This is a genomic window from Leptospira limi (assembly GCF_026151395.1).
Classification (GTDB): Bacteria; Spirochaetota; Leptospiria; order Leptospirales; family Leptospiraceae; genus Leptospira_A; species Leptospira_A limi.
Window position 1 is genome coordinate 2,221,139 of sequence record NZ_JAMQPV010000001.1, and the last position, 16,009, is coordinate 2,237,147.

Sequence of the window (16,009 nt, forward strand, 5' to 3'; positions counted from 1 at the left end):
AAGTTACAAAGATAAAGGAACGAAAAACCAGATGGACAAAGCTCACAAATTCAAAAACACACTCGAACGTTACATTCACTACCGAGGAATCGATATCGTTTTACACCTCAAAGATGGAAAGAGCATCGAACTCGATAAAAACCGCCAAATGATGGACGATGTCGTTATCGGGAATTTGGCCACTGGTGTGGTTCGCATTCCCATTGCCGATATCCAAAGTGCAGACTTTTTTGCTGCATAACCCAAAACTAGTTTAACCGACTGCAAGGAGAAGATTTGGTTTTTCCAATAAACTCCTTAAGGTCTTTAAAAACTCTGCTCCCACAGCTCCATCGATCACCCGGTGATCGCAGGAGAGTGTGAGAGAAAGAATCCTTCCTGCCACCACGTTTCCATTTTCTACAACGGGTTTATCCTCTACAGAACCAACAGCAAGGATTGCACTTTCTGGTTCATTGATAATGGCTGTAAATCGACTGATCCCATACATTCCCAAATTGGAAATGGTAAAGGTACCATTCGTAAACTCTTCTGGTTTTAATTTCCTTTCCCTGGCTTTTTTTGCGAGTTCCTTCACTTCTTGTGAGATTTGTTGGATGGACTTTCTGTTTGCATCACGGATGACGGGTGTTAGTAGGCCTCCGTCTATGGAAACAGCGATTCCCACATCAATGCGACCAAATTGTAAAATGGAATCACCTTGGAAACTTGCATTCACCTTAGGATGGAGTTTGAGGGCTGAAGCCGTTGCTTTGACAATGATGTCATTCAAACTCACCTTAGTCGGTGTTTCTGGGTTTTGTGTGGATTGGAAATCATTGATTTCCTTGCGTAAGGTCTCAAGAGCTTTGGCATTGACATCCACATTCAAATAAAAATGGGGAAGGTTTTGTTTGGATTCAGTGAGTCGTTTGGCAATGGTTTTACGCATTCCATTCAAACTGATCACTTCATCACTCACTTGTGTTTCATACCCTCCAATTGTTGATCCCATTCCTTTTGTTAAAGTATCCAAAACATCTTTTTTGGTGATCCTTCCTTCGGGTCCGGTTCCTATGACTTTGTGTAAATCAATTCCATGTTCGATGGCAATGGATTTGGCTAAGGGAGAAGCAAGGACACGAAGGGTTCCACGTGGTACAGAAGGTGTTCCATTCGTTGTCTCTTTGGGAAGAGTTGTTGCAGGAGTTTGGGCCGTCGATTGGTTTTGGGAAACTGAGAGAGTTTGTACGTTTGGGCTATCCTTCGGTACAGATTCTTTTGTACCAAGACTCGGTGTGGAAGGAACAACTTCTTTTGGAGTTTCACTTGTTTTGGCCTCAGAGGAACTAGTAGAGTTTTGTTTTTTGGGAAGGTTCGTGAGTAGGGATGTGATGTCTTCTCCTGGTTTTCCAATGACTGCGAGTGCTTCACCTACTTTTAGTTTGGTGCCTTCTCCTTGGATGATTTTTAAGATCACTCCTGAATCATAAGCTTCCATCTCCATGACTGCTTTGTCAGTTTCGACTTCCGCGAGGATGTCCCCTGGACTTACGGAATCACCTTCTTTTTTTAGCCATTTCACAATGGTTCCCTCTTCCATCGTAGGGGATAATTGGGTCATTTCTTGTATTTTTGCCACTCTGGTCTCCTTAACGTAACATCTCTCGGATGGTATCTGCCACTCGGTTGGCATTCGGCAAACTCATTCGTTCCAGGTTTGCAGCATAGGACATTGGAACATCCATTTGTGTAACTCGTTCCACAGGGTGGTCTAAATAAGAAAAAACATTTTTTTGGATGAGGTGGGAGATTTGTGCTCCAAACCCAGCCACAGGCCATCCTTCTTCGACAACAATGGCTCTGTTAGTTTTTTTGACCGATTCATAGATAAGATTTTCATCTAACGGTCGTAAACTGCGTAAATCCACGATTTCGACAGAGATTCCTTCTTTTTCTAAAATGATTGCAGCTTCTTCCGCAAAACTGAGAGCCCTTGACCAAGTAACGATAGTTATGTCTGTTCCTTTTCGTTTGATTTCTCCAAGACCCAAGGGAATTGTATATTCCTGTTCAGGGACTTCTCCTTTAGAACCGTACAAAACTTCTGATTCAATGAAAATGGTTGGATTGTTATCTCGGATTGAAGATTTGAGAAGACCATAGGCATCTTTTGGTGTGGCAGGGCATACAACTTTGAGACCAGGGCAGTGGGCATACCAAGATTCAAAGGCTTGTGAGTGTTGGGCTCCAAGCCTTCCTCCTGCACCACCTGCACCGCGAAATACTATTGGCATCGGAAATTGACCACCACTCATATAATTCATCTTTGCGGCCGAGTTGATGATTTGGTCGATTGCCACCAGTGAAAAATTCCAAGTCATAAATTCAATGATAGGCCTGAGTCCCACCATCGCCGATCCCACACCAATCCCTGCAAATCCATTTTCAGAAATAGGGGTGTCAATCACACGTTCTTCCCCAAACTTATCGAGCATCCCTTGGGAAACTTTATAGGCACCTTGGTAATGTCCCACTTCTTCTCCCATCAAATAAATCATGGGGTCTTTTTCCATTTCTTCCACCATGGCTCGATTGAGTGCTTCTCTATAGGTTAACACTGCCATTTATTTATCCTCCGCGTACACATACTTGTGAAGTTGGGAAAGAGGTGGTTCGGGAGAGGATTCTGCAAATGCATAAGCTTCATCAATTTGGGTTTGGATTTCGATTTCTAATTTGTCCAAAACTTCGGGTTTAATTCCACCTAACTCAAGTTCATGTCTTGCACGCATCAGTGGGTCCTTCTTTTTATAGGCATCTAATTCTTCTTTGGTTCTGTATTTTGCTGGGTCTGACATGGAATGACCACGAAACCGGTAGGTGGATACCTCGATGAGTGTTGGACCTTCCCCTCGGCGTGCCCTGTCGACTGCAACTTTTACATGGTCTCTAACCTTTCTAACTTCATCCCCTTCGATATGGTCTCTTGCCATATCATATGCATAAGCTCGCACTGACACATCTTTGACAGCAAGGGCTCGGTATTCGGGTGTTCCCATCGCATAATGGTTGTTCTCGCAAATGAAAACAACAGGCAGTTTCCAAATGGCAGCAAGATTGAGTCCTTCATGAAAAGAACCAATATTAGCAGCTCCTTCTCCAAAAAAACAAATGGTGACGGAATCTTCCTTTTTGTATTTGGATGCAAAAGCAATCCCAGCGGCGAGTGAGATATGACCACCTACAATTCCATGGCCTCCCATAAAGTGTGCATTTTTATCAAAAAAATGCATCGATCCTCCATTCCCTTTGGAGATACCAGTTGCTTTTCCAAAAAGTTCAGCCATCAGAGGGTTTGGATGTAAACCACGAGCGAGAGCATGTCCATGGTCGCGGTACGTGGAGACAATATAGTCATGGGGAGTGAGAGCCGCAATGGATCCAACACCAACTGCTTCTTGCCCAATGTACAAATGGAGAAACCCACCAATTTTTCCAACGCTGTATGCTTTCGCAGCAGCCTCTTCAAACTTTCGTATAAGTACCATTTGCCTGTAGAACTCTTGTAATTCGCTCACAGATTGTGAGTCTTTGGGGATAGAAGAAACCAAATAGAACCTCCAAAACCACTAAAAAACTACACTATTTAGACAAAGAAAGAAAGCAAAAATCTTGCTCTTAAAAGAACTTAAAAGACAGTTTCCCTAGGACCTTTATGAAAATTACGAGTGCTGGTATCGAATTCCTGGAATTCAATGAATTTAAAAATTTTGCTGTGGATTATGATCTGTTAGGTTCTGTCTCACTCAGTGAACCTGTTGTTGATAAAAATGGAAACATCCTTATCAAAGAAAAAGTAGCTATCAAAGAAAACATATTAAAAAAATTGGAAGGTTTAGAAGGGAATTATATTCCTTCCTTCAAACTTGCAATGTCAAAAGATTTAATGAAGATGCTAAGACAAGTTTTGTCAAAAGCGATCTTAAATCGGATAGATGATAGGTCCAATGAATTCATTTTCCACCTTTATGAACAAAATGCAGAAAGAATGGCGAGTCTGAAAGGGATCATTCAAAACTCATTTTATTCCAAAACCGTTGCATTATCTTTTTTTCGTATTTTACTTTCGCACAAAGAATTTTTTAACCATTTAGCAGACTTTGGACTACTCAGTTTGGGTTCTGTCATCCAAAAACAATACGGATTTAAAATGGTGAACCGTTATAGTTTTTTAGCAGGTTTATGCGCTGATATTGCTGTATCCAAAGAAGGTTTGTACAGACAAAGTTTTTTTGGTTCTTCTCTTTCAACTGTTGTAAACCTCAGTATCGAAATTGCACGTAAACTCAATTTACCAGAAGAAGTGATCAGTGCAATTAACAACCATGGAAATTCCAATTTTGAAATTCCAGGTGTGAACCCAGCAAATGTCAATGTAGAAGACTTACGAAAACACCAATTGAACCAAGACTTACTACTCGGCAGTGGAATGGAAGATGATGCAAGTGATGATGAAGAAGAAGCGGGAGAATATGCTGATAACACCGCAGAAGTAACATTAGATGCACTGAAGATTGCTCGTTATATCATGGAGAATTTAAAGGTATCAACAGATAAAGAACATGTCTCTGAAAAACTCCTAGTGATGTTTACTTATAATGCAGAGAAGGGACTATTTCGAAAAGATTTGGCAGATCCCATGATTGATCGGTTTAAAGAATTTGACCATGCCATCAAACGGATTCGAACCATTGCCGAAATTGAAAACAAATGTAAATTCCAAACATCCGCTTGGGCTTATCCAAAACCAAAATCTTCCCAGATTGTTTGTAAGGACCGAAATTACCAATGCCCTTGGATTGTGAATGGATGGGACCTTCGGATTATCTCTCCTCAAGATCCATTTGGTTACATTGGTACTGCTTTAGATGTAGGAACCTATCCCAAATGTGCGTTAGAGGAAGAACTCCACGCAAAAATCAAATACACGGATTCCTAAAAGGGCAAAAAAAAACCAACCGAAGATCGGTTGGTTTTTGGTTTTAAAAACGATAAAAAAGAATTAGAAACCAGCTGGTTTTTTAATGTCTTTTGTTGCGTCTTTAACAGCGCCAGTAGCAGCTTTTTTTACTTCTGTTTCAGCAGTTTTTACTGCTGCATCTACTTTTTTCTCTACTTCAGTAGTTACTTTTTTTGCTGCATCTTCTACAGTTTCCATTTTTTCTTCTACAACTGGCTCTTCTTTTTTGCAGAAAGCAAGTCCAGAAGCCATAGTTACACCGAGAATTAAAACGAGTAGTTTTTTGTTCATCGAAAGTTTTCTCCTAAAAATCTTTTAATTCTGCCAAAACTACACGATCTTCGTTTCCATTGAAAGAAATTTCTGAAAGGAATCAGAAATTTCTAAGAAATTTATTTCGGAACAAATGTAAGGAATTCTTCTACTTCTCTTTTGCTTCCAATGATGAGCGTTGTTCGTTCATGGAGTTCCTTTGGAGTGAGGTCCAAAATTCGTTCTCCTTTTACGGTCACTGCCATACCACCAGCTTGTTCTGCAATAAAGGCCATGGGAGCTGCTTCATACAACAAACGAAGTTTTCCATTTGGGTATTTGCTGGATTTTGTATCGTTGGGATAGAGGAAGATTCCCCCTTTCAAAAGGTTTCTGTGGAAATCTGCCACGAGGGAACCAATGTAACGTGCAGTTTTTGGCTTTTTTCCCCCTTCAATGGATTTGATTTTTTGGAGATAGGCCTGTACTTCTGGTGACCAGTAAGATGCATTCCCTTCGTTTGCCGAATAGATATCACCTGATTCTGGCATTTGCATGTTTGGGTGAGACAGTAAAAATTCACCGACACTTGGATCGAGTGTGAATCCAGAAACTCCCTTTCCAGTGGATAAAACAAGCATGGTAGAGGATCCGTAGATGATGTAACCCGCACAACGTTGTAAATGACCTTTTTGGAGTAGGTCTTTTTCTGTCCCTGGTTCTTTAGAATTGGCATCTAGTCTTTGGTGGATCGAGAAAATGGTACCAATGGACACATTGGTATCGATATTCGATGAACCATCCAAAGGATCAATTGCCATTGTGTACTTCCCAATATTGTACCCACCTGGAATTGGGATGATGGCTTCATGTTCTTCACTGGCAAGAACACAAAGGTGACCACAGATTTTTAAGGATTGGTTGAAGGCATTGTCTGCGTATTGGTCCAGTTTCATCTGGGTTTCGCCTTGGACATTTGTGTCTTCTGTGGCACCCAAAATGTCATCGAGGAGTCCCGCTTTTCTCACTTCACGGCCTACAATTTTTGCTGCATAAACCAAATGGCTGAGAAGGGCAGTGAATTCTCCCGATGCATGTGGGATTTTGAGTTGCTCTTCCAGGATGAATTGTGAGAGAGAAATGAGTTTTTTTTGTTTCGGTGTTGCGTTCACAGTTTCCCCGAGGTTGTTTTTTACACCATTTTTGTGGTTGTGGGTAGGGAGCAAATCCTTTCTCCTTTTGAAAGTGGATGACAAATCCGATACTGTATGTTAGAACCTCCATGACTGAGCCAATGCACTTAATCCCTTCTCCTTCTATGCAGATGACCGACTACCATTCCCGCCGTTTGGGACTCAGTTTTGCCAGTGTCGGTGCCTATCTCGGTTGGGTGTATTTAGGAAAAGAATTGGTTTATGAATTTGGGCAAACGAAGGAAGAAGAGAAAATCCGAGGGATTGTTTCCAGTTCGTACTCCGTTTGGACCCGAACAATGGAGTATTTATCTCCCATTACCATCGAGTCCTTACGGGATAATGAGAGAGACGTGGAATTATTCGTCATCCGACTGCCTGAAGGCGAAGTTCCTGTTTTTGTTTTGGTATTACTTGAAAAAGGGCAAAGTTTACCGCTAAGGATATGGGAAGATCTTTCGAACCAAGTCCTAACCTTTTGTGCAACTGGGATTTCCCTTCGCGAAAAGAATTTGCTCGATTTTGAAACCATCACAGAACCCATTCGCAAACGAATGGAGAAGGCATTCCAAGGAGACACAAAATCCGGAGTGATTGCTTTTTTTCACCTCCAAGACCTAAGCCCCTTTTTTAAACCGATGGGGGTCATCAAAAGCCAAGAAATTCTACGAGAAGTGACGGCCACACTCCACAAAGAAACGAGGGAAAACGAATTCAATTTCCAATTGAACCCTAGGTCGTATTTTTTATTTTGCCCAGGGGAAACTTTGGATGGAGCGAACCACCGGTTCGGATCTTTGTACTTTCCCTCCAAACATTTGATTTTGGACTATAAATTGAAGATTTTCCCGATTGATCGGGACGTTTTGGCAGATGATGCCAAGTTTTCGTCCATTTTTCTTGAAAATTTCTAAAAGCATTTTTACGCTGAATTGACAGAATAGGGCTCTTTCCGATACCGTCAAAACTAGACCATTTTTACAAAAGGACAGTTGTTTGTCTATGACCCCACAAGTAGGGATTTATTTAAAAGAAGGGGAATCTATCGAGGCAGCGCTTCGTAGATTCAAAAGAGATTGTGCAAATGCTGGTATCATGAGCGAAATCAAACGCCGTGAATACTTTGAAAAGCCAAGTGTCATTAAGAAAAAAGCAGTAGAAGCTGCAAAACGCAAACGAGACAAAAAGAAAAGATTATTTGCTAAAAAAGATAAACTTTAATCTTTAAGCCGGTTTTCCTATGACCCTGCAAGAGACGATCAATTCAGATCTAAAAACGGCGTTAAAAGCCAAGGATGAAAAAGTCCTAGGCACCTTACGCCTAATGAAAGCAGAAATTCAATATGAATTAACGAAAACTGGCGCTTCTGAACTTTCGGATACTGCAGTGATGCAGATCCTCAAATCCAATTACAAACGCCGTAAGGATACCGCTTTGGAATACGACAAAGCGAATCGTCCCGATCTGTCGAGTAAAGAAATTGAAGAAGCAGAAATCATCTCACGTTATATTCCAAAAGAAGTCTCCGAAGAAGAAATTAACAAAGCAGTGAAAGAAGCTGTAACCCAGTTAGGTGCAAGCGGACCTCAGGATATGGGAAAGGTGATGGGGAATGTAATGGCAAAATTTAAAGGACAAAATATAGACGGCTCCAAGGTATCCTCCCTCGTTAAACAAGCACTTAGCGCCAGTTAAAATAACTAAACTGTGAATCCTTACCAAAGTTTTAAAGAAAGAGTTCGCAGAGAAGTCTCCATTGACTCCTACATCAACCGATTTGTTCCCCTACGCCGTATGGGCAGGAACCTCGTTGGCATTTGTCCATTCCATAATGAAAAAACTCCGTCCTTCAATGTAAACCCAGAAGGTGGGTTTTATCATTGTTTTGGTTGTAAGGCATCTGGTGATTTATTCCGTTTTGTGATGGATTACCAAAAAGTAGATTTTTTAAAATCCCTCGAAATCCTTTCGGAATACTCTGGCATTCCCCTTGTGGAACGCACCAAGGAAGAAGAAGAGTCTGAACGAAAAAAAGAAGCACTCTACCAAATTTCCCAAAAAGCACTTGAATACTTCCAAAAAAATCTAAATACGGCTGCCGGTGAACTGGCGTTAAAGTATCTTGAGTCTCGTGGACTGTATAGCGAAGATATCAAAGTATTTCAAATTGGATTTGGACTTCCTGGATTTGGAAATTTACGTAGCGAATTGTTAAAAACAGAGGCCGAAGTAAAATTAGGGGAACAGTTGGGTCTACTCAAACGCCAAGACCAAAACAAAGACCCATATGATTTTTTTCGCAATCGGATCATGTTCCCTGTGATTGATACAAGAGGGCGAGTGGTTGCTTTTTCTGGAAGGATCCTCGGTGAATCCGAAGAAGCAAAATACATTAATAGTCCAAACTCTTTGATATATGATAAAAGTCGTATATTTTACAATTTGAATTTATCCCAAGATAGCATACGTAAAACAAGAGAAGCAGTCATCGTAGAAGGTGTGTTTGACGCTATCGGACTCTTTCGCAAAGGAATTGAATTTGTTGTCGCCCCGCTTGGTACGGGATTTACGGAAGGGCATGTTCGCATCTTAAAAAACATGGCGGACAAAGTGTATTTAATGATGGATTCCGATAAAGCGGGAACCAAAGGTGCTTTCCGGGCCGTGAACCTTCTCTCCAAAGAGGGTGTGGTTGTCAAAGTGTGTCATATCCCAGAAGGAAAAGATCCTTTTGATTACTCTCTCAAACATAACAAACAAGAGATCCGAGATTTACTCGAGGGTGCCGCACCTGCTTCTCAGTTTATGATCCGAGAAATCCTGGGTGGGGCAGGTCCCACATCTCTTGCCGAAGAAAAACAGGCTGGGGTGAAAAAACTTTTTGAATTTTTAAAACCCATGGAGAAGGAAACCGACAAACAGGTCTATTTAGAAGAGGGTGCACGCCAGCTTGGACTATCGTTTTCTTCTCTTTTTCAGGATTTTCGTGGGAAACCAGGTGTAACTTCGACCCCTGCCGTTGTCGATACTAAGAAAGACCGTTCCATTCAAAAACCGGGGAAACCTTCTCCTGTTTTAATTTGTGAGCGGAAAATGATCGCAATGCTCATCCAAAATTTGGAGTTATTCAGTTTTGCTGATGATTTATTGTCGCTCGAGTTTCGTGATGAGGTTTCTGCCTTTTTTTGGGACTATTTATATACAAAGTATTTGCAGAATGAGAACCTAACGGCTGCAGAAATTCTTTCGAGGGAAGAAATTCCTTCGGAATACCTGGGACTAATTGCTGAACATTTTTCGGCCGATGTATCAGTAACCCCAGCTACATTTAAAGCAATGTTTCTTTACCATGCGGATTTGTTGGATGACGCAAGGATGGAAGAACTTGTCAAAGAAATGGCCAAACCTGACTTAACGATTGAAGAAAAGAACAATCTACTGTCAGAACTTTCACTTTTGAAGAGTGAAAAAAATAAGAGATCAGTGTATCTCAGAACGATCCAAACGTTAGAAGTCTAAAGAGGATAAAGGTAGAATGGAAAATCTAGCAAGCCTACCAGAAGTACAAAAGATTATCTCCATCGGAAAAGCAAACCGAGAGGTATCGTATGATGAGATCAATGAAATACTACCGGATAAAATTCTAAACTCCGAAAAGATTGACGATGTCTTTACCTTGTTACACGAGATGGGGATTGAAATTGTAGAGGAGTATTCCAAAAAATCTTTGGAAGAATCCAGTTCCCTCACAACGACAAAAGAAGAAACTACCAAAGAAACAAAAGAAAAACCGGCACGTAAAAAAAGAGAGTCCAGTGTTTCTTCTAGTTCTGAGGATCCAATTCGACTTTACCTCAAGGAAATTGGTAAGGTTTCTCTGATCTCGGGAGAAACAGAAGTGTTTCTTGCCAAACGAATTGAGAAGGGCGAAAAGATCATTGAAGAAACCATTTTAAGTTCTTCGATCCTTAGACAAAACTTTGCAAAACTCATTCCGAAAATTAAGTCCAAAAAAATCAAAGTTTATGACTTGGTGAAAGTGGACAAAATGTACGCACTCAACCAAGAGCAAGCGGACAAACTAGAAAAAGTATTTTTTGAAAATATGGAACTCATCCAACAGGATGAAAAAGTTCTCAACGAATCCACAAACCGCATTCGAAAGTATTCTGAAAATTCTAAGAAGTTCAAAGAACTCAAAGAAAAAATCGATATGTCTACGGGCAAAATCGATGAAGCCATTCGTAAGATTGGTGTTTCCCAAAAAGAAATCCAAAAGATTTCTCAAAAGATCAAATCGATGGTTTTCCGTGTTAAGGAAATCGAAAAACATTTCCTTAAAATCAAAGCCAAATACGGTCATGATGTTCGTGAAATCAAAGCACTCAATCGTTTCATCGAAAAAAATGAAAACTTAGATGAAATCGAAAAAATGATGGGTTGTGACATTGATGAAGTCAGAGAAGTCATCAAAGACATTCGTAACAACGAACGTAAACTCCGTCGTATGGAACAGGAAGCAGGTTCACCTGTTGGGGAAATCAAAGATTGGGGTGAAAAAATCATCAAAGGGGAAAGGGAAATTGCACAAGCAAAACGTGAACTTGTGCGAGCAAACCTCCGTTTGGTGGTCTCTATTGCAAAACGGTATGCAAACCGTGGTATGCATTTCTTTGACCTCATCCAAGAAGGAAACATTGGTCTCATTCGTGCTGTAGATAAGTTTGAATACAAAAAGGGGTATAAGTTTTCCACTTATGCCACTTGGTGGATTAGACAAGCCATCACTCGTGCGATCTCTGACCAAGCTCGTACGATACGCGTTCCAGTTCACATGATCGAACAGGTAAACAAAGTGATCCGAGAAACTCGTCTCTTTGTGCAAGAGTTTGGCCGTGATCCTTCCAATGATGAAATTGCAGAACGTCTTGGCTGGCCTGTACAAAAAGTAAAGGCTGTGAAAAACGTGGCAAGGGAACCAATTTCACTCGAGATCCCTGTGGGTTCGGAAGAAGATTCGGAACTTGGAGATTTTATCGAAGACAAGGAAGTGATTTCACCACTAAACTCAGCTGCATCTTCCATCCTTTCCGAACAAATCAGACAAGTTTTACAAACACTTCCTGCTCGGGAACAAAAAGTCATTCGTATGCGTTTTGGTTTGGATGATGGGTATGCACAAACACTCGAAGAAGTTGGTTACCAATTTAAAGTGACTCGTGAAAGGATTCGTCAGATTGAAGCGAAAGCGTTACGCCGACTCCGCCACCCAAGTCGTTCGAAAAAATTGAAAGACTATATCGATTAAACAAAACTGTTTTTCGCTTGATTGGTCTCAAGAAGAGATTCATGGTTTGGAAAATCCATGGATCTCTTTTTTTTTACAAAAATCAAAATGTTTTCATTTGATTCCTCTGATCAACTTGCGAATCAAAAGGTAACATCACCCATTTTTTCCCATCTCCCTCGTGTATTTGTTTCCATTCTCTTCCTAATCTTCCTAACTCATTGTAAAGCTTCCGAAAAACAATTGGATTATGAGAAAACCCAAAGTGTTGGTCAAGTGAGTCCCGAAGAACCTTGGAGGTTTAGTTCTGAATTTGCATTGGATGAAAAATATGGGACTGCATTTTGTGCAAATGCAAAAGAGATAGGATCCGGATTCACTTTATTTTTATCCAATCAGACAAAGTTTACAGCATTGCAATTGTTAAATGGATACCATCGTTCTGCCAATGATTTAAAGGCAAATGATATGATTAAAAAATTGAGAGTATCTTCCTTTTGGATGGAGAAAAACGACTCTAAAAATCAGTTTAAATTGGACAGAACCAAAGACTTTGAACTTTCCAAAGCTAAATTCGGAAAACAAGGTCTGCAGGTATTGGATTTAGATTCTACATTTGAAGGGAATGTGATTCGTTTTGAGATTTTAGAAACCTATGGACTTGGCACTACAGGACGTGTTTGTCTTTCCGAAATCAAAATGGGTGAGATTAATAAGGATAGTTTTTCTGCATCACCTTGGGTGTCCTTTGATAAAATCAAATTGGCCATTTCTCAATTTGGTAAAGCAGAACGACATGCTTACGGTTTCAAACAATTGGTTTTGGCTAACGAAAAGGGTACAATCTTATTTTACGACCAAGGAACTATTTTACCTGTTTTTTTTAAACCTGACCAAACGTTTAGTTTTTCTGAAATGTATGGAGAAGGGGACCCTACTAGTTTTTTACCATCACTCATTGGCACTTACACAATCTTACAAGCAACAGAGGAAGGGTTAGAAATCAATTTAAGTTTTTTTGACCAAGGTGGGATTGAAAGAAATATATCATGGATCTTCAAACGAGCAGAAGTGGGTGATGAAGATTATGAAAATTTTAAAACAAAACTTGGGACTAAATTTTCAGAAGTGTACCAACCCAAAACCCATTTCCTCTTTGTATTGAAAGAAAAAGAAACGGGTAGAACCTTTTATCATTATGAATTGCCGATTCCGAAATAAATTAGTTGCAGCTGGAAAATTTTGCACCTAATTTATGTTCGATGTCTTTTTTCGTTAGGAAATGGTTTTCTTTAAATCTTTGATGTGTTTTAGGAGTTCATTCAAAGAAGATTTTTTTTCCGTATCTTTCCAACCGAGTTCTTTCCCTAGCACATTACTAACAGGAACGGCAAGAGACTCTGCCAGTTTTAAATCAAGGAAGACTACTCTCCATCGTCTCGAGAGAACATCAGAAACAGAAAGAGCAAATTCCTTTTTCACAAAATGTTTGATTTCTTCTGCAAAGTAACCTGAACCTTTTTTGATTTCTTTTGGTTTTTTACCTAGGATGAGAGGCACTTCCCCTCCATAAGAATCCACCAATCGAACAGCTGTTTCGTAGGGTAGGTCATACATCGTTTGGATTTTTGCCACCAAATGTTTGCTATACCCGTCGGCACCAGGGAAAGCAAAACTAGCTGTGACACAGTTCATTTTGGATGGAAGGTTTCCAACAGAGATCAATTTGTCGGTGAGGTCTTCAGCCATTTTACGGAAAGTGGACCATTTCCCTCCCGACATTGTCACAAGACCAGAATCCGAGACGAGGATGGCTTCTTCCCTGGAAATGGATTTTGTGTCCTTTTTGTCTCCAGTCGAGATGAGAGGGCGTAGACCACTAAACACAGATTCAATGTCGTCTTTTGTTAACTTTGTATCTAGGTAATCATTTCCAGTTTGGAGTAAAAATTCCACCTCGGATTGGAGTGGCAAAGGTTCATCATCGATTTTTTGGATGGGGGTATCTGTGGTTCCAAGGAGCACTTTCCCTTCCCAAGGGATCACAAATACCACTCTGCCATCCGCAGTTTTCGGAATGATCATCGCAGTCCGACAAGGGAGTTTCTCTTTGTCAAATACGAGGTGGATTCCTTGGCTTGGAGCAAGTACATTCTCTGCTTTGGGATCATCCAGTTTGCGAAGGGAATCAATCCACACACCCGTTGTATTGGCGACCACTTTGGCTTTGATCGATACCACTTTTTTCGTAAGAGAATCTTTTGCAGTGACACCAATGATTTTACCATTGTTATCTTTTAAAAAGGATGTCACTTCAATCCTTGAGACAATGTCGGCTCCATTTTCTTTTGCAGCACGAATGGTTGTTACATTGAGTCTTGCATCGTTGAACTGAGCGTCGTAGTAGGAGATCCCACCCTTTAGGTTTTCTTTTTTGAGGGAAGCAAAGTAGTCGAGCGCAGTTGCTTTTGAAATTCGTTCATGGCCAGGGACAATCGATTTTCCAGCTAGGAGATCATACATCGTAAGACCAATGGAATAAAACGGTTTTTCCCACCAAACATAGGTTGGTAAAACAAAGGGCAGTGGTTTGACTAAGTGAGGTGCATTGATGAGAAGTCGTTTCCGCTCTGACAATGCTTCGTATATTAATTTAAAATGGAATTGGGCAAGGTACCTCACTCCACCATGAATGAGTTTTGTGGAGCGGGAACTTGTTCCTTGCGAAAAGTCTCCTTTTTCCAATAAGGCTGCTTTGTAACCTCGGAGACTGGCATCAAGGGCTGTGCCGGAACCGGTGGCACCACCACCCAAAATTAAAATATCATACTGGGTTGATTCTAAATGTTTTAGCGTTTGTTTTCTTTCATCTAAATGGTTCATAAGGGTTTTTACGTACTTTGGTGGTTGCCTATAGAGATTCTAAGGTTAGTGTTGTCAAAAGTCACCTTTTCTACCATCGAAAATTTTTGAAATTGTTATGAAAACTGAAAGAGAATTGAACCAAGAATTAGAAACCATCCGCCGAGGCACTGTCGAAATCATCAGTGAAGGGGAACTTTTAGAAAAAATCAAATCCAAACCTTCTTTAACGATCAAAGCAGGATTTGATCCTACGGCACCTGATTTACATTTAGGCCATTTTGTGTTACTGCGAAAACTCAAACATTTCCAAGACTTGGGCCATGATGTTTGTTTTATGCTGGGTGATTTCACCGCAATGATTGGTGATCCAACAGGAAAATCGGAAACACGCAAACGCCTCTCAAAAGAAGAGGTATTGGAAAATTCTAAAACCTACCAAACACAAGTTTTTAAGATCTTAGACCCAAATAAAACTCGTATCCTTTACAATTCTCACTGGTGTTCGGAATTAAAATTTGAAGATGTACTGGTTCTGACTTCGAAGTATACAGTTTCACGAATGTTGGAACGAGATGATTTCACCAAACGCCACAAAGCGGGAACACCCATTTCGATGATTGAGTTTTTATACCCACTCGTGCAGGGGTATGATTCCGTTGCAATGAAGTCTGATGTGGAACTTGGAGGAACAGACCAAAAATTTAATATGCTCGTTGGTCGCGACTTACAAAGAGAATACGGTCAAAAACCACAGGCCGTGATCACTTTGCCTTTGTTAGTTGGACTTGATGGTGTGAAAAAAATGTCCAAGTCTCTTGGCAATTATGTAGGCATCATTGAAAAACCCATCGACATGTATGGTAAAATTATGTCTATCTCCGATGATCTGATGTGGAATTATTTTGAACTTCTTACAGACCTACCGATGTCGGAAGTGGAAAAACGAAAAGAGGGGATTCGTTCCAAATCCCTCCACCCAAAAGAAGTGAAAACGGAACTCTCACTTCTCATCATGGACCAACTGCATCCAAAAGAAGAAAATCGTAAGGCTGTGGAAGAATGGACTGCCATCCATAATACCAAAAACAGAGCACTTCCTGACGAAATACCAACTGAGAGTTTGGACTCCAGTTATTTTGCAGAAAAACCACCACTTCTTGTCTATGTATTGTCCCAACTCAAATTCATACCGAGTGTTTCGGAAGGCCGACGGCTTATCCAAGCAGGGGGATTGTATTTGGATGAGGAAAAAATAACGGACCCTGGCCTAGTTTTGGAACAAGGGAAAGAATACCTCATCAGACAAGGGAAGAAAGGGAAATTTTTAAAGATCAAAACCTAAACTTGGGAGTGGGACTAGTATAGAACCCTAGTCCCAAATCCGATAATCGATACTAAGGAAAGCCATA

General features: G+C 40.5%; 15 protein-coding genes. 9 read left to right on the forward strand and 6 right to left on the reverse strand.

From position 1 onward, the window contains the following. Positions 1 to 31 precede the first annotated feature (31 nt). On the forward strand, positions 32 to 241 hold the full coding sequence (locus ND812_RS10230; protein WP_015675889.1) for a hypothetical protein: 210 nt from the start codon (positions 32 to 34) through the stop codon (positions 239 to 241). A 12-nt stretch (positions 242 to 253) separates the two neighbouring features. On the opposite strand, the gene ND812_RS10235 is transcribed toward ND812_RS10230, so the two are convergent. Genes ND812_RS10235 through pdhA form a run of 3 tightly spaced genes read right to left on the reverse strand, consistent with a single transcriptional unit; the run spans position 254 to position 3,593 of the window. Then, the gene (locus ND812_RS10235) at positions 254 to 1,621 is read right to left on the reverse strand and encodes a pyruvate dehydrogenase complex dihydrolipoamide acetyltransferase (RefSeq protein WP_265375372.1); all 1,368 of its coding nucleotides are present in this window, start codon (positions 1,619 to 1,621) and stop codon (positions 254 to 256) included. Positions 1,622 to 1,631: 10 nt separating this feature from the next. Beyond that, the gene (locus ND812_RS10240; RefSeq protein WP_265375373.1) at positions 1,632 to 2,606 is read right to left on the reverse strand and encodes a pyruvate dehydrogenase complex E1 component subunit beta; all 975 of its coding nucleotides are present in this window, start codon (positions 2,604 to 2,606) and stop codon (positions 1,632 to 1,634) included. Further along, the gene (gene pdhA, locus ND812_RS10245; RefSeq protein ID WP_265375374.1) at positions 2,607 to 3,593 is read right to left on the reverse strand and encodes a pyruvate dehydrogenase (acetyl-transferring) E1 component subunit alpha; all 987 of its coding nucleotides are present in this window, start codon (positions 3,591 to 3,593) and stop codon (positions 2,607 to 2,609) included. It abuts the gene before it with no gap. 104 nt (positions 3,594 to 3,697) lie between these two features. On the opposite strand from pdhA, the gene ND812_RS10250 reads away from it, so the two are divergent. Next, positions 3,698 to 4,981, forward strand: a complete 1,284-nt coding sequence (locus ND812_RS10250) for a hypothetical protein (RefSeq protein ID WP_265375375.1) — start codon at positions 3,698 to 3,700, stop codon at positions 4,979 to 4,981. A 63-nt stretch (positions 4,982 to 5,044) separates the two neighbouring features. Here ND812_RS10250 and ND812_RS10255 read toward each other — a convergent pair whose 3' ends face one another. Both ND812_RS10255 and fbp read right to left on the reverse strand, forming a co-directional pair. After that, positions 5,045 to 5,293 (reverse strand): hypothetical protein, encoded by a 249-nt coding sequence (locus ND812_RS10255; protein WP_100718538.1) that lies wholly within the window; start codon positions 5,291 to 5,293, stop codon positions 5,045 to 5,047. A gap of 101 nt (positions 5,294 to 5,394) precedes the next feature. Next, complete coding sequence (gene fbp / locus ND812_RS10260; protein ID WP_265375945.1) at positions 5,395 to 6,426, reverse strand: class 1 fructose-bisphosphatase; 1,032 nt, start codon at positions 6,424 to 6,426, stop codon at positions 5,395 to 5,397. Between the two features lie 146 nt (positions 6,427 to 6,572). On the opposite strand from fbp, the gene ND812_RS10265 reads away from it, so the two are divergent. The 6 genes from ND812_RS10265 to ND812_RS10290 all read left to right on the forward strand — a co-directional run bounded on the left by ND812_RS10265 (position 6,573) and on the right by ND812_RS10290 (position 12,956). Then, on the forward strand, positions 6,573 to 7,361 hold the full coding sequence (locus tag ND812_RS10265; RefSeq protein WP_407658538.1) for a hypothetical protein: 789 nt from the start codon (positions 6,573 to 6,575) through the stop codon (positions 7,359 to 7,361). Between the two features lie 88 nt (positions 7,362 to 7,449). Next, positions 7,450 to 7,668 (forward strand): 30S ribosomal protein S21, encoded by a 219-nt coding sequence (gene rpsU, locus ND812_RS10270; RefSeq protein WP_012388550.1) that lies wholly within the window; start codon positions 7,450 to 7,452, stop codon positions 7,666 to 7,668. Between the two features lie 19 nt (positions 7,669 to 7,687). After that, positions 7,688 to 8,143, forward strand: coding sequence for a GatB/YqeY domain-containing protein (locus ND812_RS10275; protein ID WP_100718536.1), 456 nt, complete (start codon positions 7,688 to 7,690; stop codon positions 8,141 to 8,143). Between the two features lie 12 nt (positions 8,144 to 8,155). Next, on the forward strand, positions 8,156 to 9,967 hold the full coding sequence (gene dnaG / locus ND812_RS10280; RefSeq protein ID WP_265375377.1) for a DNA primase: 1,812 nt from the start codon (positions 8,156 to 8,158) through the stop codon (positions 9,965 to 9,967). Positions 9,968 to 9,983: 16 nt separating this feature from the next. Further along, positions 9,984 to 11,756 carry an RNA polymerase sigma factor RpoD gene (gene rpoD / locus ND812_RS10285; RefSeq protein WP_100718534.1) on the forward strand — a complete coding sequence of 591 codons (1,773 nt, stop codon included), beginning with the start codon at positions 9,984 to 9,986 and terminating at the stop codon, positions 11,754 to 11,756. A 57-nt stretch (positions 11,757 to 11,813) separates the two neighbouring features. Then, complete coding sequence (locus tag ND812_RS10290) at positions 11,814 to 12,956, forward strand: NADase-type glycan-binding domain-containing protein (protein ID WP_265375378.1); 1,143 nt, start codon at positions 11,814 to 11,816, stop codon at positions 12,954 to 12,956. 54 nt (positions 12,957 to 13,010) lie between these two features. Here ND812_RS10290 and ND812_RS10295 read toward each other — a convergent pair whose 3' ends face one another. Next, on the reverse strand, positions 13,011 to 14,618 hold the full coding sequence (locus ND812_RS10295) for a glycerol-3-phosphate dehydrogenase/oxidase (RefSeq protein WP_265375379.1): 1,608 nt from the start codon (positions 14,616 to 14,618) through the stop codon (positions 13,011 to 13,013). Between the two features lie 97 nt (positions 14,619 to 14,715). Between ND812_RS10295 and tyrS the strand changes: the two genes are divergently transcribed. After that, entirely contained in the window at positions 14,716 to 15,942 is a 1,227-nt protein-coding gene (gene tyrS / locus ND812_RS10300; RefSeq protein WP_265375380.1) for a tyrosine--tRNA ligase, read from the forward strand. Positions 15,943 to 16,009: the final 67 nt, after the last annotated feature.